The organism is Helicovermis profundi, from assembly GCF_033097505.1.
GTDB classification, from domain to species: domain Bacteria; phylum Bacillota; class Clostridia; order Peptostreptococcales; family Acidaminobacteraceae; genus Helicovermis; species Helicovermis profundi.
This window is the reverse complement of the sequence record NZ_AP028654.1, coordinates 2607501-2630027: the sequence shown is the minus strand read 5'-3', so window position 1 is coordinate 2630027 and position 22527 is coordinate 2607501. Positions and strand designations below refer to the sequence as shown.

Genomic DNA, 22527 nt, shown 5'->3' with positions numbered 1-22527 from the left:
AGGTTAATGATTTTTTTTGGTTTTTAATTTTGACTATAAATTAATACTAAAATTCAGAGTCGAGAATTGTTTTTATTTGTTCATTTGATTGAATACTTGCAGTTGCTTTTACAACTTTTCCATTTTTGTAGTAGATAGTAAAAGGTAGTCCTCTAAAATTCCTACATTCAGGTAAACTTCTTATAACTTTTGCATCAGGTAAATCAAAAGCCATATCTTTAAATACCACATTAGGGTATTCATCTTTGATTTCATCCATAGCTGCATAAACAGGTAAGCACATTGGTCCCATTCTTCCACAGCATACCATTACATTTTCATTTGCAGATATAGTCTTTTGTAATTCTTCTTCCGAATTAATGTGTTCTAAATTAGTTGTTAACATTTTTTTCCCTCTTTCCTTTTTATTTCACTATTGAAAGTGATTATCAATGTTATTAATATACAACGTAAAATTAATTTTGTCAAAAATTGTTATTTTAATATCAAAGATAATATAAACAAAAGAAAAATCTTATATTTTTATAAGATTTTTCTAGAGTTCGATATATTAATCTACTATTTGATTTTCTTTAATAAGGCAGTTGCAGCCATATGTGCAATAGTTTTATTTGGTGAAGGTGTTCCCATTGGGTGAGATGCATAATTAAGTGTATATAATTCATATGCGCTTGCTTTGTTTTGAACTGCATAACCTAAGAAATTAATTAATTCTGCAACTTGAACACTACCTTTTAATTGAGCTCCAAGGATAATATTTGTTTCCTTAGCAAATATAAATGTTCCCTCAATTTTCTTTGCATTTGGTAAAGTAGTTGGGTGTTTATCTACTGTAGTGATATCAACTGTATTAAATAGCGTATTACTTTTTTCTAATTGTTCAATTGTCATTCCAGTTGCTGCAAAATATTCACCATGAACACATGTTGAAAAAAGACTAGTTACTCCAAGTGGTGATTCTGGCATAACTTTTCCAAATAAGTTAAGAGCCGCGATTCTACCTTCTCTTGCAGCAACAGAAGCAAGTTTAATTCCACTGCCTTTTCCGCTAAAAAAATCAATTTTTGAAGAACAGTCACCAATTGCAAGAATATCAGAATTTGAAGTGTAGCCATATGCATCTGTGATTATTCCAGCACGTGGATTTGTTTCAAGGCCCGCCATTTCTCCAAGTTTGATTAATGGCTTTGCACCGATCGATAAAAATACCATATCAGCAGCAACTATTTGTCCGTTACTTAGAACAACTTCTTCAACTTTACCATTACCTTTAAATTCAGATACACCAAGTTTAGTTATTACATTGATATTTTTATGTTTTAAAATATCTTCTACTGCCTGGCAGTATTTTACGTCGAATGCTGCAGATAATACATTTCTAGCAAGTTCTATAATAGTAACATTCTTTCCTTCGAAGTTCTTTATTTCATCAGCTAATTCAACACCAATAAATCCACCACCAACAATAACAATATTTTTAGAGTTTTTAATGATTTCCTTTTGTTTAGTAACAACATTTAAGTCTTTTTCTATTGTTAAAATATTTTCTAATTCGAGTCCTGGAAATGGTGGTACAATAGGCTCTGAACCGACTGCCATTACTAATTTATCATAATTTAGTTTTTTATTACTTTTTAAAGTAATATTTTTTTCTTTAGAATCAATTTCAATTACCTCGTCTATAATTAGTTCAGCTCCACCCTTTAAAATGCCAGTATCTGGTGAAATATTATCCATTGGTGAATCTAAAGTTCCAAATGCATATGGAATTCCACATGGAACAGGACCAAATTCAGTTTTTCTAATAAAAGTATATTTAACATCACTATGAATTGCTACTGCTGAAGATAAAAATCCTTTTGCTGCAACTCCTCCGCCAACTACTACTACATGTTTCATATAAATCCTCCTATAAAGTTTAATTATTCGATATTATAGACTCTAAATATTTAATAAATGCTGCAATAGTAAAGTAGTATTTTTAACAATCGAAATTACTAAAAAATATTTATTTAAATATTTAAAAACTACAACACAAAAAGTATACTGCGAATAATTATCATTGTCAATGCAAAAACTGTAATTGGCATAAGTTAATTAATTAACTTGTTTTATCCGATGCCTTAGAGTTCTAATCCCCCACTTCTTAAAAAAGTGGGGGATTAGAACTCTAAAAAGACCCTGGATTGTGTTTTCTAAGATTAAGTGGGAGTAAAAACTCCCTCTGAATCCAAGAAATTCATTTATTTAAAAAGGTAGCATCTAAACTTTAAGATTTCATATAAAATTCTATATTTTTGTTGAATTATTATTTGAAATATTATATATTGAGTATAGAGTTACTAATGTGTGCATTAAATTGTGAAGAGGATTTTATATGACTAAATTAAACGGAACGATTGTTGTTGTTGATGACAGTAAATTTAATATTTTATCTATTTGTGACTTGTTAAAGAAAAACAAATATAATGTTATGTCATTTTTGGATTCAAAGGAAGCTCTAAATTATATAAACATTAATCATACAAAAATTGATTTAATCCTATTAGATGTTATTATGCCTGGTTTGGATGGTTATGAACTTTGTTCTATTTTAAAGCAAAATGAACATGTTAGTAGTATTCCAGTAATGTTTTTAACTTCAAAGAATGGAACAAAAGATTTAATTAAAGGGTTTGAACTTGGTGCAGTAGACTATATAAAAAAACCATTTAATGAATTTGAACTTCTTAATAGAGTTAAGGCGCATGTGACAATAAGAGAAGTTCAGCGCCAATTAGAAGAAAAGAACAATATGTTAAAAGAAGAAATAAAAGTTAGAAAAGAAACGGAAAAAATGCTACATAGGCTAGCAACTGTTGATACACTAACGGAAATTCATAATAGAAGATATTTTATGGAAAAGGCAAATAATTTTTTTGGAAAATCACTTATAAATAATGATAAACTTTCAATGATGATTTTAGATATTGATTATTTTAAAAAAGTTAATGATACATATGGACATCATATTGGAGATCAAGTTTTAAATGAAATTGGAAGAGTTCTTAAAACACAAAACAGTGACAATACAATTACAGGTAGAATTGGTGGAGAAGAATTTGCAATTGCTGTTTACGGTGAAGATGTAAATAAAGCAGAAAAAAAAGCTCAATTAATTAGAAGGAAAATTAAAAAAATTAGTATATTGACTAGTGAGGACGAAGTGAAAGTTACAGCAAGTATAGGGGTAGTTGAAAAGAATGAAAGTGTTAATTCTTTAAAACAAATGCTTGTATTTGCAGATAATGCGCTTTATTTGGCAAAAAATACTGGACGGGATAAAGTAGTAACACAATACATTGTTTAAAACTCCTTAATATTAAGGAGTTTTTTATTATTCATTATATATTTTTAAGAACAATAATGATAAAATTAAGTGGAGGAATAAAATAATGTATATAGATTTAACTCATTTGGTTTCAAGCACTATTAGTGTGTATCCAGGTACTCCGAGTCCTATAATAAATGAGATTTATAAAATTAAAGAGGATGGATTTAGAGAAACTTTATATTCTTTTTATTCACATATAGGAACTCATATAGATTCACCAAGTCATATTGTAGAAAACGGTAAAAGTTTAGATGAATTTTTAATGGATAAATTTATTGGAAATGCGTATACTATTGATGTTAGTGGATTTTATGACAAGTGTATAAGCCTTGAATTTATTAAACAATTTGTGGATAAACTGAATACAAATGATTTCATTTTGTTTTATTCAGGATATGATAAGTTATGGAATACGGATGCATATTTTAAAAATTATCCATTGTTTAGTAAAGAAGCAATCCAATTTATAAGTTCATTTAATATAAAAGGTATTGGAATTGATTTTATTTCAGTAGATTCTATTGATTCAGAGGATTTTTATAATCACAAAGTCTTGTTGTCCAAAGAAATTATTATAATAGAAAATTTAACAAAGTTGAATACAATAATTGGGAGAAACGTTGTTTTTTATGGTGCTCCAATAAATATAGAAAATGCAAATGGTTCTTTAGTTAGAGCGTATGCGAAGTGTTTAGATTAGTGAGTTAGATAAACAGTTATGGAATATTAATTAAGGATTTTAGTCTTAAAACTAAGACATAAATTTTAGTGAAAGGGGTAGTATGATAGAAGTTGGTAAGTTTTATAATCTTGAAGTTGTAAATATTAAAGATATTGGAGTATATTTAAATGAAAAAGGTGAAGGTGGACTAGATAGCGTATTTTTGCCTAAATCAGAAGTTCCAAAGGATGTTGAATTAGGATATTTATTAGATGTTTTTATCTATAGAGATTCAAAAGATAGACTAATTGCAACAAGAAAAAAGCCACTAATTAAGTTGGGTGAAATAGAAGTATTAGAAGTAGTTGATATTAATAAAGTTGGAGCATTTTTAGATTGGGGTCTTGGTAAAAATCTTCTATTACCATTTAAAGAGCAAATAATTGAAGTAAAAAAAGATGATAAATGCGTGGTAAAAATGTATGTTGATAAAAGTGGAAGACTATGTGCAACTGCAAAACTTTATAATATTCTTGAAATGAATGCGCCTTATAAAACTGGAGACTTGGTTAAGGGAGTAGCCTATCAGATAAAAGATGATATGGGCATTTTTGTTGCCATAGACAATAAGTATCATGGAATGATTCCTAAAAGGGAAATATATGGTGATGTTAAGGTAGGAGATTTGCTTGAAGCTAGGGTTACAAATGTAAGAAATGATGGTAAACTTGACATTTCTGTAAGAGAAAAATCACATTTACAAATTGAAAACGATTACAAAATAGTAGTTGAAAAGTTAGTTGAAAACAATGGGTTTTTACCATATAACGATAAAACTGATAAAGAAATTATAAATAAAGAATTTAAAATGAGTAAAAGAGCCTTTAAAAAAGTAGTTGGAAGATTATTAAAAGAAAATAAAATTGAATTTAAAGACAATGGAATACAGAGTCTTTAAGTGTTAAAAAATAAAGCTGCTTATATAATAATTAATATTAATTATTATATAAGCAGCTTGTTTATATTTTATTCATAAATTAGTAGTATTCTTAGTAGACGAAACTTCAATAAAATTGTTGAAGTTTTGCTTTGTAAGATATATAATATTATCGAAGCAAAAAGGGGATGATAAATTGTATTCAGAAGTTGTGTTTAAACATTTTTTAGCACCTAAAAATATTGGTAAAATAATAGATCCGGATGGAGAAGCAGCAGTAGGTGATCCTGGTTGTGGTGATAATCTAGAATTATTTATTAGAGTTGAGGATGATATAATTGTAGATTTAAAGTATCTTGTTTATGGATGTGCATCTGCAATTGCAACAAGTAGTGTTACCTCAGTGCTTGCAATTGGAAAAACAATCGAGGAAGCGCTTAAAATTGAAGACGAAGATGTAATAAATGAATTAGAAGGTCTTCCTGAAGCTAAGTATCATTGCTCAAATTTGGGAGTTACTGCTTTAAGAATGGCGATTGATGATTATAGAAAAAAAAAATAGCATAAAGAGAGTTAATTTTCTTTTGGAGGTGTTTTATGTTTGAAAAAAAAGATGATATATATTCTATAGGGTTAGTTGCAAAATTGATTAATGAACATCCAGAAACTCTTAGAGTGTGGGAAAAAAATAATCTAATAAAACCTGATAGATCATCATACCAAAGAAAATATTCTAATGAAGATATAAAAAGGTTGAAGTTTATTAAGTATTTGTTATTAGAAAAAAAACTTAATATTGCAGGCGTGAAACAAGTCATTGAAATGTATTCATGTTGGTATGTTGATAACTGCGAAGGTGGAGCTAAGGGTAATGCTAAAGAGAAAATCAATAGACATAAACCTTGCTGGAAAAGGGAGAATACCTTTTGTTTAGTATTAAAGGATAAATCTGAGTGGTGCAATGGTTGTAATATAAAGAAAAAGTGCTCTAATTGTGGCCAAAGTGAAAATTGCTAAAATGTTTAGTGATGATATAAACAAAAAAATAGGAGATGAAAATAATGGATTCTACACCATTTCAAACAAAAGAAAGTCAGGATTTAAAGATTGAAACTCATGAAATGAATCAAGTTAAAAAAGTAATTGGAGTTGTTAGCGGTAAAGGTGGAGTAGGTAAATCACTTGTTACAGGAATGCTTGCAGTAAATATGAGAAGAAAAGGTTATAGAGTGGGAGTGCTTGATGCTGATATTACAGGGCCATCAATTCCTAGAATGTTTGGACTACATAGGAAAGCTCAGGGTTCTGAACATGGAGTACTTCCTGAAAGAAGTTCAAATGATATTAGTGTTATGAGTATAAATTTACTTCTTGAAAATGAAGAAGATCCAGTTCTTTGGAGAGGACCAATTATTGCTAATACTTTAAAACAATTTTGGACTGATGTTATTTGGGGTGATATTGATTATATGTTTATGGATATGCCTCCTGGAACTGGCGATATAGCTTTAACGGCATTTCAATCGTTACCAGTTGATGGAATAGTTATAGTAACTTCTCCTCAAGATTTAGTTCATATGATTGTAAAAAAAGCATATAATATGGCTAAAAAAATGAATGTTCCTGTAATTGGTTTAGTTGAGAATATGAGTTATGTTGAATGTGGAGATTGTGGAAAACAAATTAAATTATTTGGTGAAAGTAGAATTGATGAAATTGCTGAAGAGCTTGGAACAAAAGTATTAGCTAAAATGCCAATAGATCCTAAAATTGCTCAGCTTTGTGATAATGGAGAGATAGAAAAATTCAATCATATTGCGCTTGATGAAGCAGCTAAATACATTGAAGAAAAATATAGTGTAGAAGGTAAATAAATATTAATATGTAGAGGAGAAAAATATGAAAATTGCATTTCCAAGTACAGGTGAAGATTTAAAATCAAATGTAAATGATAATTTTGCTAGAGCGGAAAAATTTATTATTGTTGATAGTGAAACTAGTGAATTTATTGCAATTGAAAATGTAGCAGCTTCAGCACAAGGCGGAGCAGGTCCAAAAGCAGCCCAACAATTAATTGATAATGATGTAGATATATTAGTTGCGCCAAGATGTGGTCAAAATGCATTTGACTTATTAAAAGTTGGTGAAGTTAAATTATATAAATCAGTAGGAGAAGATATTGAAACTACATTAAAATTATTTAATGAAAATAAACTTAGTGAATTAACGGATATTCATTCTGGATTTCATAAGCACGGTTAATTGGAGGTAAAAAAGTTGAAAATTGCCGTATTAAGTGGTAAAGGTGGAACAGGAAAAACATTTGTATCTACAAATCTAGCTTACGTTTCAAAAGAATCGACTTATTTAGACTGTGATGTAGAGGAACCTAATGGCAGAATATTTTTTAAACCGATAATAGATGAAGTTAAAGAAGTTAAAGTTAAAGTTCCGAGTTACAATCAAGAGCAATGCGATGGATGTAGAAAATGTGTTGATATATGTCATTTTAATGCCCTAGCGTTTGCTAAAAATAAAGTTGTAATTTTCGAAGAACTTTGCCATTCTTGTGGAGGATGTAGCTTAGTTTGCCCTACGGGAGCAATGACAGAAAAGGATAAAATTATTGGTAAGATTGAATACGGTAACTCTGAAAATGTAAGAGTCGGAACAGGTCTTTTGAATATTGGAGAAATTACTGGGGTTCCTGTAATTAATGAAATTGTTGAAGCAAATTATAATACGAATGATATCATTATAGATTCACCTCCAGGAAGTTCTTGTTCTGTTATGGAAGCAATAAAAGATGTTGATTACTGTGTTTTTGTTGTTGAACCAACAGTTTTTGGAATTCATAATTTTAAGTTAGTTTATGAATTAGTAAAGATATTTAATAAAAATAGTGGAATAGTTATTAATAAACACAATGATTCTAATAGATTAGTTGAAGAATTTGCAAAAGAAAATAATGTAACTATTCTTAAGAAAATTCCTTTTAATAAAAAAATTGGATTGATTAATTCAAAGGGAATCTTAATTGCAAAAGAAAACAAAGAGTATTATAAGCTTTTTAAGGATATTTTAGATCAAATTAAAGAAGGTGAAAAATAATGAAACAGTTAGTAGTTCTTAGTGGAAAAGGTGGAACTGGCAAAACAACTGTTGCAAGTTCATTAATTAAATTAGCAAATAAAGTTGATTTTGCTGATTGTGATGTGGATGCACCTAATATGCATTTGATTTATAATGAAGGTGAAAAGCTATCTGAGAATTCTTTTGTTGGTTATCAAAAGGCGATTAAGTATGATGATATTTGTATATCGTGTGGTAAATGTGAAGAGGTTTGTAGGTTTAATGCAATAAAAAATCTTATTGTTAATCCACTCTTTTGTGAAGGTTGTGGAATTTGTGAAGCGGTTTGTCCAGTTATGGACGAAGACGGTAAAAAAGCTATTAGACTTGAAGATAGTATTTCGGGGACAACTGAAGTATCGAGAGTAAAGGATAATATTTTTTCTACAGCAACTTTAACAATGGGCAATGGAGCTTCTGGCAAATTAGTTACAGAAGTTAGAAAAAACTTATACAAGAGAGTTGAACCTAATTCTATTGTTATTATTGATGGTTCACCCGGTATAGGATGTCCTGTAGTTGCATCAATGACAGGAGTAGATGCAGTATTAATTGTTACTGAGCCTTCACTTTCTGGTATGTCTGATTTAGATCGTATAGTAAAAGTTTCTAAAAATATGGATATGAAGACATTTGTTTGCACAAATAAATATGATATAAATATTGAATTAACTGAAGATATAAAAAAATATTGTAAAGATGAAAATATTGAATATATTGGAAGTATTCCATATGATAAAATGGTTTCTAAATCGCTAGAAGAATTTAAAACAGTAGTCGACTATAGTGATTCAAATGCTGGAAATGAAATTAAAAAAATATGGAATATTTTAAATAAAGAATTTTTTGAAGTTGAAAAAATTGAAAAAAGTACCTTTAGAATGGCTTAAACAAAAACGGTATTTCTAATTTCTTGACTTTATAGTAATTAAAAATTTTCTATGAAGTCAGGAAATTATTTATAGTAATTAGTTTAGAAAATAACAATTTATAGCAGCTTAAGGAGGATATATTATGAAAATTGCATTAACAAAAGAGGGAGAAAATATTGCACAACATTTTGGACACTGCGAGGGATTTCAAATTGTAGAAATTAATGGAGAAGAAGTAAAATCGGAATATGTTGCAAATCCAGGTCATAAACCAGGATATTTACCTGTATTTTTAAGTGATATGGGAGTAAAAACTATTATTTCAGGTGGAATGGGTGGAAAAGCTATTGATATATTCGCTCAAAATGGAATTAAAGTAATTACTGGAGCTAAAGGATCAATTGATAAAAATATTGAATCGTTTATTAAAGAAGAACTTGAATCTACAGGATCAGTATGTAATGAACATGAGCATGCTGGAGACTGTGGCGGACATTAATATGGAAAAAAAACATTACACTGTTAGTGCATTTACATTTGATAAAAGTGGAGGCAATCTAGCGGGTGTTGTACTTGATTCTGACGATTTAGCAGATGAAGAAATGCAGAAAATTGCAAAACAACTTAATTTTTCGGAGACTGCTTTTGTATTAAAATCTGATGTTTCTGATTTTAAAGTTAGATTTTTTACACCTAACTCTGAAGTAGATCTTTGCGGACATGCAACTATTGCAACTTTTCACTTGCTTAAACATCTTAAATTAATTGGAAGTGGAAATTTTACGCAAGAAACTAAAGCGGGAGTCCTTAAAATTAAAATTGAAAATGATTTGATTTTAATGGAGCAAAATAGCCCTAAGTTTTTTGATAAACTTAATTGTGAATATACTGAAAAAATAGTAAGTTCTCTAAACATTAAAAAAGAAGATTTGGATGATAAATATCCACTTCAAATAGTATCTACAGGTCTTAAAGATATATTGATTCCTGTAAAAAACAATGAGGTGTTAAATAGTATCAAGCCGAATTTTAGTCAAATAAAATCAATTAGTTCAAAGCTTGATGCTGTTGGATATCACGTGTTTAGTACTTCCGTTAAAGATGATATTTCTGCTTATTGTAGAAATTTTGCACCACTTTATGATATTGATGAAGAGTCAGCGACTGGAACTTCAAACGGAGCACTCAGTGCGTATTTATATAAGTATGAGGGTGAGAAAGTAAACGAATATAAATTTATACAAGGGGTATCTATGAATAACACTTCACTAATTTTAGGAAAAATTATATCTGATAAAGGTAATATAAGTGGAGTTTGGGTTGGAGGATACGCTGAAGTAGTAAGTTAATTAATAGATTAAATATAAAAAAGGTGTTAAAAATCATTTGATTTTTAACACCTTTTTGAATATATTTTAATTTTATTTGCCTGTTTTGCTATTTGCTCTCATTCTTTCTTGATAGTTAAGAATTTTCTTTCTTAATCTAATAGCTTCAGGAGTAATTTCAACTAATTCATCGTATTCAATAAACTCTAAAGCTTCTTCAAGAGTAAATGATTTTGCAGCTATAAGTTTTACAGCATCATCACTACCAGACGCTCTAACGTTTGTAAGTTTTTTATTTTTACATACATTAACGACCATATCTTCTTTTCTACTATTCATAGCAACAATCATTCCTTCATACACAGGAACGGCCGCACCTATAAACATTGTAGCTCTTTCACTAAGATTAAACAAAGAATATGCCATTGATGAACCCTTTTGTTGAGAAATTAAAACGCCATTTTTTCTTTTAGGAATATCGCCTGCGAAAGGCTGATAAGAATCAAAAGATCTAACCAAAGTTCCTTCGCCTCTTGTATCATTAATAAATTCACTTCTATATCCTAAAAGCCCTCTAGTTGGTACTAAGAATTCAACTTTAGTGTATCCTGCCTCTGCTGACATTGCTTGCATAAGACCTTTTCTAAGATTTATTTTACTTATAACAGTACCACTATATTCATCAGGAACATTAACTATAGCTTTTTCAAATGGTTCATAAAGCGTTCCATCAACCATTTTATAAAGAACTTCTGGTTTAGATACACTAAGCTCATAACCTTCTCTTCTCATATTTTCTATAAGTATAGATAAATGAAGTTCTCCACGTCCAGAAACTTTAAATCCTTCATTTCCTTCTAAATCTTCTACTTTTAGACCAACATTTACTTCAAGTTCTTTGTCAAGTCTTGCTCTTATATGTCTAGACGTTAAGAATTTACCACTTTGACCACAGAATGGTGAATTGTTAACAAGAAAATTCATTGATAATGTAGGTTCTTCTATAACTATAAGTTCCATTGGGTCAAGTTTACCAACTTCTCCAATAGTTTCACCAATAGAAATATCAGTGATACCTGCAATTATAACGATTTCACCACTTCCTGCTTCTGTAGCTTCTACTCTAGCTAGACCTTCATTGACCATTAGTTTAGAAATTTTTCCTTTTGAAGTAGTGCCATCGCGTCTTGAAATTTCAATTTGCTGACCTTTTTTTATTATACCTTTTGTAACTCTTCCGATTCCGAGTCTTCCAACATAATCATCATAGTCAAGTGATGATACTTGAAGCTGAAGTGGTTCATTGTCTAAATCGGGATATTTTTCAACGTGGTCAAATATCAAATCAAATAGTGGTGTTAAATCATCACTTTCGTCTTCCATTTCTCTTTTTGCAATACCGTCTTTTGCAATACCATATACTATTGGAAAATCTAATTGTTCTTCTGTAGCATTTAAATCTGCAAAAAGATCAAAAGTCATATCGACAACTTCTTCTGCTCTTTGATCTTTTTTATCAATTTTATTGATAAATAATATTGGCTTTAGTCCTCTTTCAAGCGATTTTTGAAGTACAAATCTTGTTTGAGGCATTGGTCCTTCACTTGAATCTACAAGTAAAATTGCTGTATCAACAGTTTTAATAATTCTCTCAACTTCAGAAGAAAAATCAGCATGACCTGGTGTATCAACGATATTTATTTTAACTCCTTGATGGTTAATTGCACAGTTCTTTGAGTAAATTGTAATTCCTCTTTCGCGTTCTATATCATTACTATCCATAACACAATCTACCACAGTTTCGTTTTCTCTAAAAACGCCACTTTGTGAAAGAAGTGCATCTACAAGTGTAGATTTTCCTGCATCAACGTGAGCAATTACAGCTACATTAATTATATCCTTTTTTTTCATATGAAATTCCTCTAGCTATATTAATAGCATAAATAATATATAAATATATAGTTATAATACATCTATCTCTTAATTAAAAGTTCTGTTTTTTAATTCAGTAATTACTAATATAATGATTTGGGTATCAGACTAAAAGCCTGATACCCAAAATTAAATTATTTGTTTGTTTTTGGATAAGTTCTTCTTGTAGTTTGTTTACGATCTCTTGAATAAGTTCGCTTAACAGAACTTGAAACTTCAAGAGATAATTTTTTGCCGTTAAAGTTTTTTTGTTCAACAGCCTGTATTGCTTTTTTAGTATGTCTATCTGGAATTTCTACAAAAGAATACTTATCAAATAAGTCAATTGTACCGATTGCACTTCTAGGTATATTACTATTTTTTGAAACAATATCAATGATATCTACAACTCTAACCTTATGTTTTCTACCAATATTAATATGCATTCTTGTCATTCCGTTTTTTGAACCAGAAAGTCTACGTCTTTCATTTGCCGGAACTTCAAGGCTTTTTTGTTTTGGATCTTGCAGCACAAATTGAGTTTTTAGTAAAGCTGCACTAAGTGTTTTTAAATCAACACCTTTTTCTATCCATTCATCGATTATCTTTGTATAATCATCAAGTTTATCGCTTTCTAATTTTTCTATTAAATTATTATAGAAAGAATTTATTTTGCTTTTATTTACAGCTTCTACTGAAGGAATCGGCGCTTGTTTTATTTTTAATTTGATATATCTTTCAATATTATGAAGTTTTCTTTGTTCGCTTCTTCCTACTAAACAAAAAGTTTTACCTTTTCTTCCAGCACGACCAGTTCTTCCAATTCTGTGTACATAATATTCTTCGTTATCTGGAAGATCATAGTTGTAAACTACATCAATATCATTAATATCTATTCCTCTTGCAGCAACGTCTGTAGCGATTAGAATTTTTACAACGCCACGATTAAATTTGCTTAGAACACTAAGTCTTAATGTTTGATTCAAATCGCCATGAAGTTTATCGCATTTATAACCTCTGCTTTGAAGCATATCATTTAATTCGTCAACTTTTCTTTTTGTATTACAGAAAATCAAATTAAGTTTAGCTTCATTAGAATCAATTAATCTAGTTAGAACTTCAAATTTGTGTTTTGATTGAACACTAACGTACATTTGTTCAATAGTCTCAGTTGTTAATGACTCTCTTTTAATTGTTACATGTACTGGGTTTTTTTGATGAACTTTTGCAATTTGTACAATACTTTTTGGCATTGTTGCTGAAAATAATACCATTTGCTTATCTTCAGGTATTTTGCTTGCTACGAGTTCAATATCTTCTCTGAATCCCATGTTTAACATTTCATCAGCTTCATCAAGAACAAAAGTGTTTACATTACCAAGTTTAACAGTACCTCTATTAATATGGTCAAGTACTCTTCCTGGTGTACCAATTATTATGTGTGCACCTCGTCTTAAATTTCTAATTTGATTAGAAATAGGGTCACCACCATAAACGGCAAGTGTTCTTATGTTTCTATAATGTACTAATAATTTATCGATTTCATTTTTAACTTGAACTGCAAGTTCTCTTGTTGGACACAAGATAATTGCCTGTGTTTTATTTAAAGATGGATCAAGTTTCTCGATAATAGGAATTCCGAATGCTATTGTTTTTCCTGAACCAGTTTGAGATTGGCCAATAAAATCTTTACCTTCTAATAGTAGAGGTATAGCTTTGTATTGTATCTCAGTAGCACCGATAAAGCCCAAATCGTCAATTGCATCCATTAATTTTGTTGATAAGTTTAATTCACTAAATTTCATATTATATCCTTTCGTAAGAATCATTTCGATTCTGTATGTGCTTAACTTTGTTATTATATACTTAATATAAAAAAAAATCAAGCAGAATATTTAAAAAATGTTTTAATAAAATGATTATATTGACTGTTCAATAACATTTGCTTTATTTTTTTTTAGAATTGATATATATTTAATTTAACAAAATACGAAGAAAATTATGGAGAATGTTATGAAATTAGATAGAAATAAAGTAGTTATTGGAATGAGTGGAGGAGTTGATTCAACCGCTAGTGCATATCTATTAAAAGAAAGAGGTTATGAAGTAATTGGTGTAACAATGAAATTATTTGTAGAAGAAGATGACTATGGTAATAAAATAGAAGCGGATTTTATTAATGATGCTAGAATTATATGTGAAAAACTTGAAATTGAACATTATGTTCTTGATCTTACTAAAGATTTTAATAAACTAATAATAGAAAGTTTTATTAAAGAATACTCTAGAGCTAGAACACCAAATCCATGTGTCTTATGTAATAAGAATATAAAATATGGTAAGCTTATGGAATTTGCATTTTCTAAAGGAGCATATTATCTTGCGACGGGGCATTATGCGAATATTTATTATGACAGAGAAAATAATGTTTATAGAATTAAAAGTGGTAAAAGTAACGAAAAAGATCAAGGGTATTTACTGAATCAATTATCACAAGACCAATTAAAACATTTAATTCTTCCTTTAGGAAAATACACTTCAAAAGCTGAAGTTAGAAAAGTTGCGCTTAATATAAGTAATAATATTGCTAGAAAAAAAGATAGTGTAGGAATATGTTTTATAAAAAATAGTGATTACAGAAAATATATAAAAAATAAGATTAAGATAGATACTCTAATAGGAAATTTTGTTGATACTGAAGGTAATATTTTAGGGAAACATAGCGGAATTTACAATTTTACAATTGGACAAAAAAGAAATTTGGGATTATTAACTGATAGAGAATATTATGTAGTTGATATTAATTCTGAAAACAATAATGTGGTTTTAGGCGATGATATTGATACTTATTCTAAGAGTATTGTTGTAAGTGATGTAAATTTTACGGATGAAAAATATTTTTTAATTGAAAAATATATTGATGTAAAAGTTTGTCAATGGGGTTATAAATTAAAATCCAAAATTAGAAGAATTGAAGATAAAAAATATTTAATAACCTTTATTAAACCTGAAAGAGCAATATCTAAAGGTCAATATGCAGTTTTTTATTTAGATGATGAAATTTTAGGTGGCGGATATATTGAAAATGTTATTAAATAGATAAATCAAATTTATTTTTAAATCCTATAATTTTTTGCTTGACAAATTCTTTAAAGCAAACTATACTCATATCAATATATTTTTTATATTTATAGAAATTTCGGAGGAAGACTTTATGTTAAATCTAACTAGTAAAGCAAGTGCAAAATTAAATAACCTATATTTTTATTTTAGCTGGAGCTATTTTTATAGCGCTGGTTCTTTGTTTTGCAAAATTTTATATAAAAGCTTTTTTAGTGGGTTAGAAAAATCAAAGTATGAAGAAAAATATTGTTTTATTTAAAAACTATTGATACTTAAAAGGACTCATTTATGAGTCCTTTTTTTTATACCAAAAAGGGGGATTAAGAATGATTATTGTAATGAAAAATGAAATTGATGAAGATGAAATTAACAAAATTAAGGCGAAAATGAGAAAACTTGGATGTGAAACAAGTGAGGTGATTGGAAGCAATTATCATATTCTAGGATTAGTTGGAGATACAAGTAGAATTGATCCAAGTCTAATTAAGTCAAATAGAAATGTTGAAAAAGTAATATTTGTTCAAGAACCTTATAAAAAAGTAAATAGACTTTTTAAACCTAAAGATACAATCGTGGATATAGGTGGAAATAAATTTGGTGGAGGATATTTTTCGGTTATAGCAGGACCTTGCTCGGTAGAAGGTGAAGATCAAATAATAAGTATTGCAAAAAGTGTTAAAAGTAGTGGTGCTGGCCTTCTTAGAGGAGGAGCATTTAAACCAAGAACTTCTCCGTATAGTTTTCAGGGTATGGGACTTGATGGATTAGATCTTCTTAAGAAAGCAAGAAAAGAAACTGGACTTCCAATTGTAACTGAATTAATGTCGCCACATATGATTGAACGATTTGTAGAGGATGTTGATGTAATTCAAATTGGTGCTAGAAATATGCAAAATTTTGATTTGTTAAAGGAAGTGGGAAAGACAAATAAGCCAATACTATTAAAACGTGGCATGTCGGCAACTATTGAAGAACTACTTATGGCTGCTGAGTATATAATGTCTTCAGGAAATGAAAATATAATTTTATGTGAAAGAGGAATTAGAACTTTTGAAAAATATACTAGAAATACAATTGATTTAAGTGCTATACCAGTAATAAAAAAGAAAAGTCATTTACCGGTTATAGTAGATCCAAGCCATGCAGCAGGTTTATGGTGGATGGTAGAACCACTTGCAAAAGCCGCAATGGCAGTCGGCGCAGATGGATTGATGGTAGAAGTTCATAATGATCCAGCAAATGCACTTTGCGATGGTGAACAATCAATTAAGCCGAGTAGATTTGAAGAAATGATGGTTAAATTAAGGAAAATTGCTGAAATCGAAAATAAAATAATGCTATAGTTAGGTGATAATATGGAAGTTGATTTTATAAATATAACAATTGTAGGACTGGGTTTAATTGGTGGTTCAATTGCGAAAAGTCTAAGCAAAAATAAGAAATACAAAATATATGCGATTGATACAAATAAAAATACGATTGAAAAAGCATATAAAGATATGGTGATTCATAATAATGTAGTAGAAGAAACAAATTTACTAGAAAAATCAGATGTAACGATTATATGTTTATATCCAAATGATGCTATTGAATTTATAAAAAAAAATATGAAAAATTTCAAATCGAATTCAATTATAACTGATACGTGTGGATTAAAAACTAAAATATTATCAAGTATAAAAAATATTATTAGAAGAGACATTACGTTTATTGGCGGTCATCCTATGGCTGGAAGAGAGCTTAATGGATATGATAATTCTTACGCAAAACTATTTGATGGTAGTAACTATATACTTGTTAATACTGAAGGAAGCGAATCAAGAACGCATGAACTTATTGAAATAATAAGTGATATTGGGAATATAAATATAGTTATTAGTAAATCAAGTAATCACGATAATATGGTTGCTTATACGAGTCATCTTCCCCATATTCTTGCTTGTGCTTTATCAAAATCACCATATAATTATAAAGCGATTAGTAATTTTAGTGGTGGGAGTTTTAAAGATTCAATAAGAGTGGGAGATATTAATAGCATGCTTTGGACTGATTTAATATTAGATAACAAAGAAAATTTGATAGATAGTATAGAAATGTTTGAGGAAAATTTAAGAGGAATTAAGTCAATAATAAAAAATGGTAATAGAAATGAATTAATGGATACTTTAAATGAAAGTAAAAAAAATGTTAAATTAATAAAAGGTGAAAGGATGTAATGAATGTATTCAGTTGAAATAAAACCATCAGTGATTAGTGGCAGTGTAAATTTACCACCATCAAAAAGTTTAACGCACAGAGCTTTAATTTCAGCATCATTATCTTTCGGAAAATCTATAGTAGACAATGTAGATTTTTCTGAAGATATATTAGCTACAATAAACGCTCTTGAAATTTATGGTGCAAGATTTTTGGTTAAGGAAAGTACGCTATATAAAGGAAGAAAAAAAATTATTGTTCAAAATGCTATAGAATTCACATCAAATTCTGGGGAAATAGATTGTAGGGAATCAGGATCTACTCTTAGATTTATGATTCCACTTGCTCTAATGTTTAACGGAAAATTTGTTTTTAAAGGTAGCGGAAAATTAAGTGAAAGACCTCTTGATCCTTATTTTAAGATTTTTAGGGAGAAAAATATTAAATTTCATTCTAATAATGGTAAATTACCACTATCTATTGATGATAAAATTACTAGTGGTATATTTTCTATAAAAGGAGATGTTTCATCTCAATTTATAACGGGGTTAATGTTTATTTTACCAATTTTGGAAGGTAATTCAGAAATAAAAATAGAAGGAGATTTAGAATCGAAAGCTTACATTGATTTAACGATTGATGTTTTAAAACGTTTTGGTATAAAAATTAAAAATATTGCTTATAAAAAATTCCTTATTGAAGGAAATCAAAAGTATTTAGCAAACGATTACGTTGTTGAAGGTGATTATTCACAAAGTGCTTTTTGGATAGTTGCAGGGTCAATTAGTAACAAGTTTTCTATAAAAGGATTAGATAAAAATTCTAATCAAGGAGACAAAGAAATTTTAGATATTTTTAGAAAAATGAATGGCGAGTATGATTTTTCTGATAGTGAACTAATTGTAGCTAAAAGTGATACAAATGGAACGATTATTGATGGTTCTGAATGTCCGGATATTATTCCAATTTTAGCGGTTTTAGCTTCGCTAAGCAAAGGAAAAACTACAATTGTTAATGCTAAGAGACTGAGACTAAAAGAATCTGATAGACTAAAAGCGATATCAACAGAATTAAATAAAATTGGAGCTCATGTAGTTGAAACAGAAGACGGCTTAATTATTAGTGGCGTTGAATATCTAAATGGAGGAGAAGTTGAAAGCTGGAATGATCATAGAATTGCTATGTCCCTTGCTATAGCATCTTTAAGATCAAAAAAGCCAATAACAATCAGTGGAGCTCAGTGTATTAATAAATCGTATCCAAAATTTTGGGATGATTTAGCAAGTTCGGGATGCAAAGTTACTATTATTAAATAGATGTTATTAAAACAAGTAAAATTATTACGAATGCCTTACGCATGTAAACGTTATCAAATAGGTAGGTGAGTAAATGAAAAATGATGAACTAAATGAATTAAGAAAACATATCAACTCTTTAGATGATGAACTTGCTGTTCTATTGTCAAAAAGGTTAAAAATAGTTGTAAAAATCGCAAAATATAAATACGAAAACAAATTAGATGTGGTAAATAATTCGAGAGAAGAAGAAATTATTGAAAGGATAAATTTGAGTTTGGCAAAAAACGATAATAATGAATTTGCTAGAGAAGTTGAATTACTTATGAAGTATATTATGAATCAATCTAAAGCGAAGCAATCAGCTTATATTCAAAATTTGATTAATTTTGAATATAAAAGAGAGGGTGATAAAAAAACTACTCATGGATGTTTGGTAGATAAAAGTATTACAGTTGCTTTTCAAGGTATTAAAGGTTCTTATAGTCATGAAGCATTAGATGAAGTTTTTGGAAAAAATGTAAAGTCACAAAATTATAAATCGTTTAGAGATGTTTTTGTTTCTGTTAATACTAAAAAAAGTAGTTACGGAATTTTACCAATTGAGAATTCTTCTACTGGGAACATTAACGAAGTATATGATTTATTAGAAGAATTTCCTGTAAATATTGTAGGGGAAAAAATTATTAGAATAAACCATTGTATAATAGGTCTTTCTAATTCTTCAATTGATAATATAGAGGAATTATATTCACATCCACAAGCATTTTTACAAACAAGTGAATATTTAAATGAATTATTAGGTGTGAAGAAAGTACCGTATTTTAATACAGCGATTAGTGTAAAAAAAGTAAAGGACATAAATGATGGCAAAATAGCTGCGATAGGTTCAAGAAAAAGTGCTAGAATATATGATTTGAAAATATTGAAAAAAAATATTAATAATGCAAAAAATAATTATACGAAATTTATTATTATTTCACATAATAAATTAATGGCTAACAGTATAGAAGGTAATGGAAGAAAAGTATCTTTATTATTTACTGTTGATCATAAATCTGGATCACTTTATAAAGTTCTAGAAAGTTTTGCAATAAATGAATTTAATTTGTTGAAATTGGAATCTCGTCCTATTGTCGATAAACCTTGGGAGTACATGTTTTATGTAGATATTGAGGGTTCCCTTAAGGATTTTAAACTTAAGTCTACAATAGACAATATAATACCTAAATGCATTGATTTTAGAGTACTTGGTGAATATAATTACGATAATAATGAAAAAGATTTATAAAATATATATAAATCTTTTTTTTATTTGATAATTAGAATTTAAATGGGTATATTATTTTTATAGGGCTGTATTATTTAGGTGGTGCTAATATGAAATATAAAAATAAAATTATTTTTACAGTAATTACAATATCGATTATTTCATCAATATTTATTGGAGTTTTTTTTGTTACGCAATCAAAAAAAATAGTTTATAAAAATTCTTATGCAAGAATTGAATCTGTTTCTGAAAAATATGTAGCAGATTTTAATTCTAATCTTAAAACTGTTGAACTTCTTGTAAAAGAATTAAACCAATTAATGGTATTAAATTTGAACGTAAATAAAATGTATAGTGATAAAAAATATTTAGATGAATTTGAAAAATTTTTAGTACCAAATGTACAAATAATCGCTCAAGAGCTAAGTGTATCACATAGTACGTATGCTTTTTTTGATCCAAATATAAGTGGACCACATGACGTTTGGTTTGCAGATTTGAATAATGATGGTGAAGTTGAAAGGCAAGAAAAATTTCCATTAAGTTATTATGATGGAGATGTAGTAAGCAAAGCGTGGTATTATATACCTTATAACACAAAAAAAGCTAAATGGTCAGACCCTTATATTGGTACAGTTGAAGCTGATAAGGATATACTGTATATTTCATATACTGCTCCTTTTATAGTAAATGGTAAAGTTGTTGCAGTTTTAGGCTCTGATTATTATTTTAATGATATTAAAAATAAAATTTCATCAATTAAAATATATAATACAGGAAATGCAATGCTTTTAAATAAAGATAATAAAGTGATTGTTCATTCCACACTAAAAATAGGTTCTGACGTAAAAAGTATTTTTAAAGATGATTATTCTGCATTTATTGATAGTGTAAAATTAAATAAGAGTGGGGTATTTGAAACTAAAGATAATATATTTGTTTATAACACTTTAGTAAATGGCTGGAAACTTGTTATTAAGGTGCCTAGAGTTGAAATGTTTGAAGGTATTAATAAACTTATTAAAATAGCTGTACTAATTATTTTATTTTCTATTATAATTGCGGGCTTTTCTGGATATATTTTTAGTAAAAGAATTTTTAAACCAATAGAAAAAATAATTTTTAAAGTGAAAAAAATTGAAGAGGGAAATTATGATGATGGAGTTGATTTAAAATTTTTGAATATGAAAGATGAAATAGGTAGCTTAGCGAATTCAATTGAGAAAATGAGGATAAGGCAAAAAATAAGCTTTGAAAAAATACGAAGTCATAATAATGATTTAGAGAATAAAGTAGATGAGAGAACTCGAGAGCTTATAAAAACAAATGAATATCTTGAAGTTTCGCTTGGACAACTCGAAGAGCAGCAAGCGGAACTTATGATGAGCAACGATCAATTGGAAAGTGCTCTAGAAGCGGAAAAAAATACAAAACTACAATTAGCTGAATCGGAAAAAATTGCTTCGCTTGGTTATTTAGTATCAGGGGTTGCTCATGAAATTAATACGCCAGTAGGTAATTGTATAACTATGGCAAGTTATATTGAAAAAGAAGTTTCAGATTTAGTAAATATGCTTAATTCTTCAAAACTCAAAAAAAAACATCTAGAAGATTTTACAACTAATATGAATGATTCAGCTGCATTACTTTCAAGAAATTTGCTAATATTAAAAAATTTAATTAATAAATTTAAAGAGTTAGCAGTTGAAAAAATAGAAACTAATAATATAAGTTATAATGTAGAAGAGTATCTAAATTCAATTGTTGCTTCTATTAAAAGGGATGAAAAAAATACAAATATAAATTTTCATATTTTATGTGATAAGGATTTGCATATATATAGTGATCCTATTAAGTTATCGCAGATTATAAAAAATTTAATATTTAACTCAATTCAGCATGCGTTTCCAAATAATGAGGGCATTATTAGTATAGAAGTTGAAAAAGAATATGACTCTTTATTAATTGAGTTTTCGGATGATGGAATAGGCATGAATAAAGAAGAGCTTAAGAATATCTTCACTCCATTTTATTCGGTTAATACAAAATTTACATCGAGTGGGCTTGGATTGAATGTCGTTCATAACATTATTACGGGTATTTTTCATGGAGAGATAAAAGTTGAAAGCGAAATTAATTTAGGTACTTCATTTAAGATTGTTTTGAAGTTGTAATATAATATTCTAAAGTGTATAATAATTTAAGATGATGTGTAAAATACTAATAAGATGATGTGTAAAATACTAAATTGAGGAGGATGTAAGTGAATAATAATATGAAGATATGTAAAAAGATTTTTAAAGTAAGCATTTCACTTGCTGCAATTGCAGCTATAAGTAAAATATATTATGATTTAAAATACTATGATTTGACTGTTGGTATATTTTATATAGAATTTGATAAACGCGATATTGTACTTATTTCTAAGA

The 22527-nt window shown here is 28.5% G+C and carries 22 protein-coding genes (1 of these 22 cut by a window edge); 18 read left to right on the top strand and 4 right to left on the bottom strand.

Features of this window, described 5'->3' with window-relative positions:
- Nucleotides 1-46: 46 nt before the first annotated feature.
- Complete coding sequence (locus AACH12_RS11955; RefSeq protein ID WP_338535618.1) at nucleotides 47-385, bottom strand: thioredoxin domain-containing protein; 339 nt, start codon at nucleotides 383-385, stop codon at nucleotides 47-49.
- A 173-nt stretch (nucleotides 386-558) separates the two neighbouring features.
- The gene (locus tag AACH12_RS11950) at nucleotides 559-1899 is read right to left on the bottom strand and encodes an FAD-dependent oxidoreductase (protein WP_338535617.1); all 1341 of its coding nucleotides are present in this window, start codon (nucleotides 1897-1899) and stop codon (nucleotides 559-561) included.
- 478 nt (nucleotides 1900-2377) lie between these two features.
- Here AACH12_RS11950 and AACH12_RS11945 point away from each other — a divergent pair, with 478 nt between their 5' ends.
- From AACH12_RS11945 to AACH12_RS11895, 11 genes are all read left to right on the top strand, one after another.
- On the top strand, nucleotides 2378-3349 hold the full coding sequence (locus AACH12_RS11945) for a diguanylate cyclase (RefSeq protein ID WP_338535616.1): 972 nt from the start codon (nucleotides 2378-2380) through the stop codon (nucleotides 3347-3349).
- A gap of 85 nt (nucleotides 3350-3434) precedes the next feature.
- Nucleotides 3435-4073, top strand: a complete 639-nt coding sequence (locus AACH12_RS11940; RefSeq protein ID WP_338535615.1) for a cyclase family protein — start codon at nucleotides 3435-3437, stop codon at nucleotides 4071-4073.
- Between the two features lie 82 nt (nucleotides 4074-4155).
- Nucleotides 4156-4992, top strand: coding sequence for a CvfB family protein (locus tag AACH12_RS11935; RefSeq protein ID WP_338535614.1), 837 nt, complete (start codon nucleotides 4156-4158; stop codon nucleotides 4990-4992).
- A 175-nt stretch (nucleotides 4993-5167) separates the two neighbouring features.
- The gene (locus AACH12_RS11930; RefSeq protein WP_338535613.1) at nucleotides 5168-5533 is read left to right on the top strand and encodes an iron-sulfur cluster assembly scaffold protein; all 366 of its coding nucleotides are present in this window, start codon (nucleotides 5168-5170) and stop codon (nucleotides 5531-5533) included.
- Nucleotides 5534-5568: 35 nt separating this feature from the next.
- The gene (locus AACH12_RS11925; RefSeq protein WP_338535612.1) at nucleotides 5569-5988 is read left to right on the top strand and encodes a MerR family transcriptional regulator; all 420 of its coding nucleotides are present in this window, start codon (nucleotides 5569-5571) and stop codon (nucleotides 5986-5988) included.
- Nucleotides 5989-6032: 44 nt separating this feature from the next.
- A complete protein-coding gene (locus AACH12_RS11920) occupies nucleotides 6033-6845 on the top strand; it encodes an Mrp/NBP35 family ATP-binding protein (protein ID WP_338535611.1) in 813 nt (270 codons plus the stop codon).
- 25 nt (nucleotides 6846-6870) lie between these two features.
- Nucleotides 6871-7233 (top strand): NifB/NifX family molybdenum-iron cluster-binding protein, encoded by a 363-nt coding sequence (locus tag AACH12_RS11915; protein ID WP_338535610.1) that lies wholly within the window; start codon nucleotides 6871-6873, stop codon nucleotides 7231-7233.
- A 15-nt stretch (nucleotides 7234-7248) separates the two neighbouring features.
- Nucleotides 7249-8082: an ATP-binding protein gene (locus tag AACH12_RS11910; protein WP_338535609.1), complete on the top strand. Its 834-nt coding sequence runs from the start codon at nucleotides 7249-7251 to the stop codon at nucleotides 8080-8082.
- Nucleotides 8082-8993 (top strand): ATP-binding protein, encoded by a 912-nt coding sequence (locus AACH12_RS11905; RefSeq protein WP_338535608.1) that lies wholly within the window; start codon nucleotides 8082-8084, stop codon nucleotides 8991-8993. The genes AACH12_RS11910 and AACH12_RS11905 overlap by 1 nt, the downstream gene beginning before the upstream one ends.
- 124 nt (nucleotides 8994-9117) lie before the next feature.
- On the top strand, nucleotides 9118-9474 hold the full coding sequence (locus AACH12_RS11900; RefSeq protein ID WP_338535607.1) for a NifB/NifX family molybdenum-iron cluster-binding protein: 357 nt from the start codon (nucleotides 9118-9120) through the stop codon (nucleotides 9472-9474).
- A gap of 1 nt (nucleotide 9475) precedes the next feature.
- The gene (locus AACH12_RS11895; RefSeq protein WP_338535606.1) at nucleotides 9476-10324 is read left to right on the top strand and encodes a PhzF family phenazine biosynthesis protein; all 849 of its coding nucleotides are present in this window, start codon (nucleotides 9476-9478) and stop codon (nucleotides 10322-10324) included.
- A 72-nt stretch (nucleotides 10325-10396) separates the two neighbouring features.
- On the opposite strand, the gene typA is transcribed toward AACH12_RS11895, so the two are convergent.
- Together typA and AACH12_RS11885 are read right to left on the bottom strand one after the other, a co-directional pair.
- The gene (typA, locus tag AACH12_RS11890) at nucleotides 10397-12214 is read right to left on the bottom strand and encodes a translational GTPase TypA (protein WP_338535605.1); all 1818 of its coding nucleotides are present in this window, start codon (nucleotides 12212-12214) and stop codon (nucleotides 10397-10399) included.
- A gap of 155 nt (nucleotides 12215-12369) precedes the next feature.
- Nucleotides 12370-14019 (bottom strand): DEAD/DEAH box helicase, encoded by a 1650-nt coding sequence (locus AACH12_RS11885; RefSeq protein WP_338535604.1) that lies wholly within the window; start codon nucleotides 14017-14019, stop codon nucleotides 12370-12372.
- Nucleotides 14020-14215: 196 nt separating this feature from the next.
- On the opposite strand from AACH12_RS11885, the gene mnmA reads away from it, so the two are divergent.
- The 7 genes from mnmA to AACH12_RS11850 all read left to right on the top strand — a co-directional run.
- Nucleotides 14216-15313: a tRNA 2-thiouridine(34) synthase MnmA gene (mnmA, locus tag AACH12_RS11880; RefSeq protein ID WP_338535603.1), complete on the top strand. Its 1098-nt coding sequence runs from the start codon at nucleotides 14216-14218 to the stop codon at nucleotides 15311-15313.
- A gap of 350 nt (nucleotides 15314-15663) precedes the next feature.
- Nucleotides 15664-16680 carry a 3-deoxy-7-phosphoheptulonate synthase gene (gene aroF, locus AACH12_RS11875; protein ID WP_338535602.1) on the top strand — a complete coding sequence of 339 codons (1017 nt, stop codon included), beginning with the start codon at nucleotides 15664-15666 and terminating at the stop codon, nucleotides 16678-16680.
- A 12-nt stretch (nucleotides 16681-16692) separates the two neighbouring features.
- Complete coding sequence (locus tag AACH12_RS11870) at nucleotides 16693-17553, top strand: prephenate dehydrogenase (RefSeq protein WP_338535601.1); 861 nt, start codon at nucleotides 16693-16695, stop codon at nucleotides 17551-17553.
- Between the two features lie 3 nt (nucleotides 17554-17556).
- Nucleotides 17557-18849 carry a 3-phosphoshikimate 1-carboxyvinyltransferase gene (gene aroA, locus AACH12_RS11865; RefSeq protein ID WP_338535600.1) on the top strand — a complete coding sequence of 431 codons (1293 nt, stop codon included), beginning with the start codon at nucleotides 17557-17559 and terminating at the stop codon, nucleotides 18847-18849.
- 73 nt (nucleotides 18850-18922) lie between these two features.
- Entirely contained in the window at nucleotides 18923-20119 is a 1197-nt protein-coding gene (locus AACH12_RS11860; protein WP_338535599.1) for a bifunctional chorismate mutase/prephenate dehydratase, read from the top strand.
- Between the two features lie 89 nt (nucleotides 20120-20208).
- Nucleotides 20209-22272 carry an ATP-binding protein gene (locus AACH12_RS11855; protein WP_338535598.1) on the top strand — a complete coding sequence of 688 codons (2064 nt, stop codon included), beginning with the start codon at nucleotides 20209-20211 and terminating at the stop codon, nucleotides 22270-22272.
- Nucleotides 22273-22361: 89 nt separating this feature from the next.
- Nucleotides 22362-22527 carry the beginning of a hypothetical protein gene (locus tag AACH12_RS11850; RefSeq protein ID WP_338535597.1) on the top strand. It continues 227 nt past the right edge of the window, so only the first 166 of its 393 coding nucleotides appear in the window; it begins with the start codon at nucleotides 22362-22364; the stop codon falls past the right edge of the window.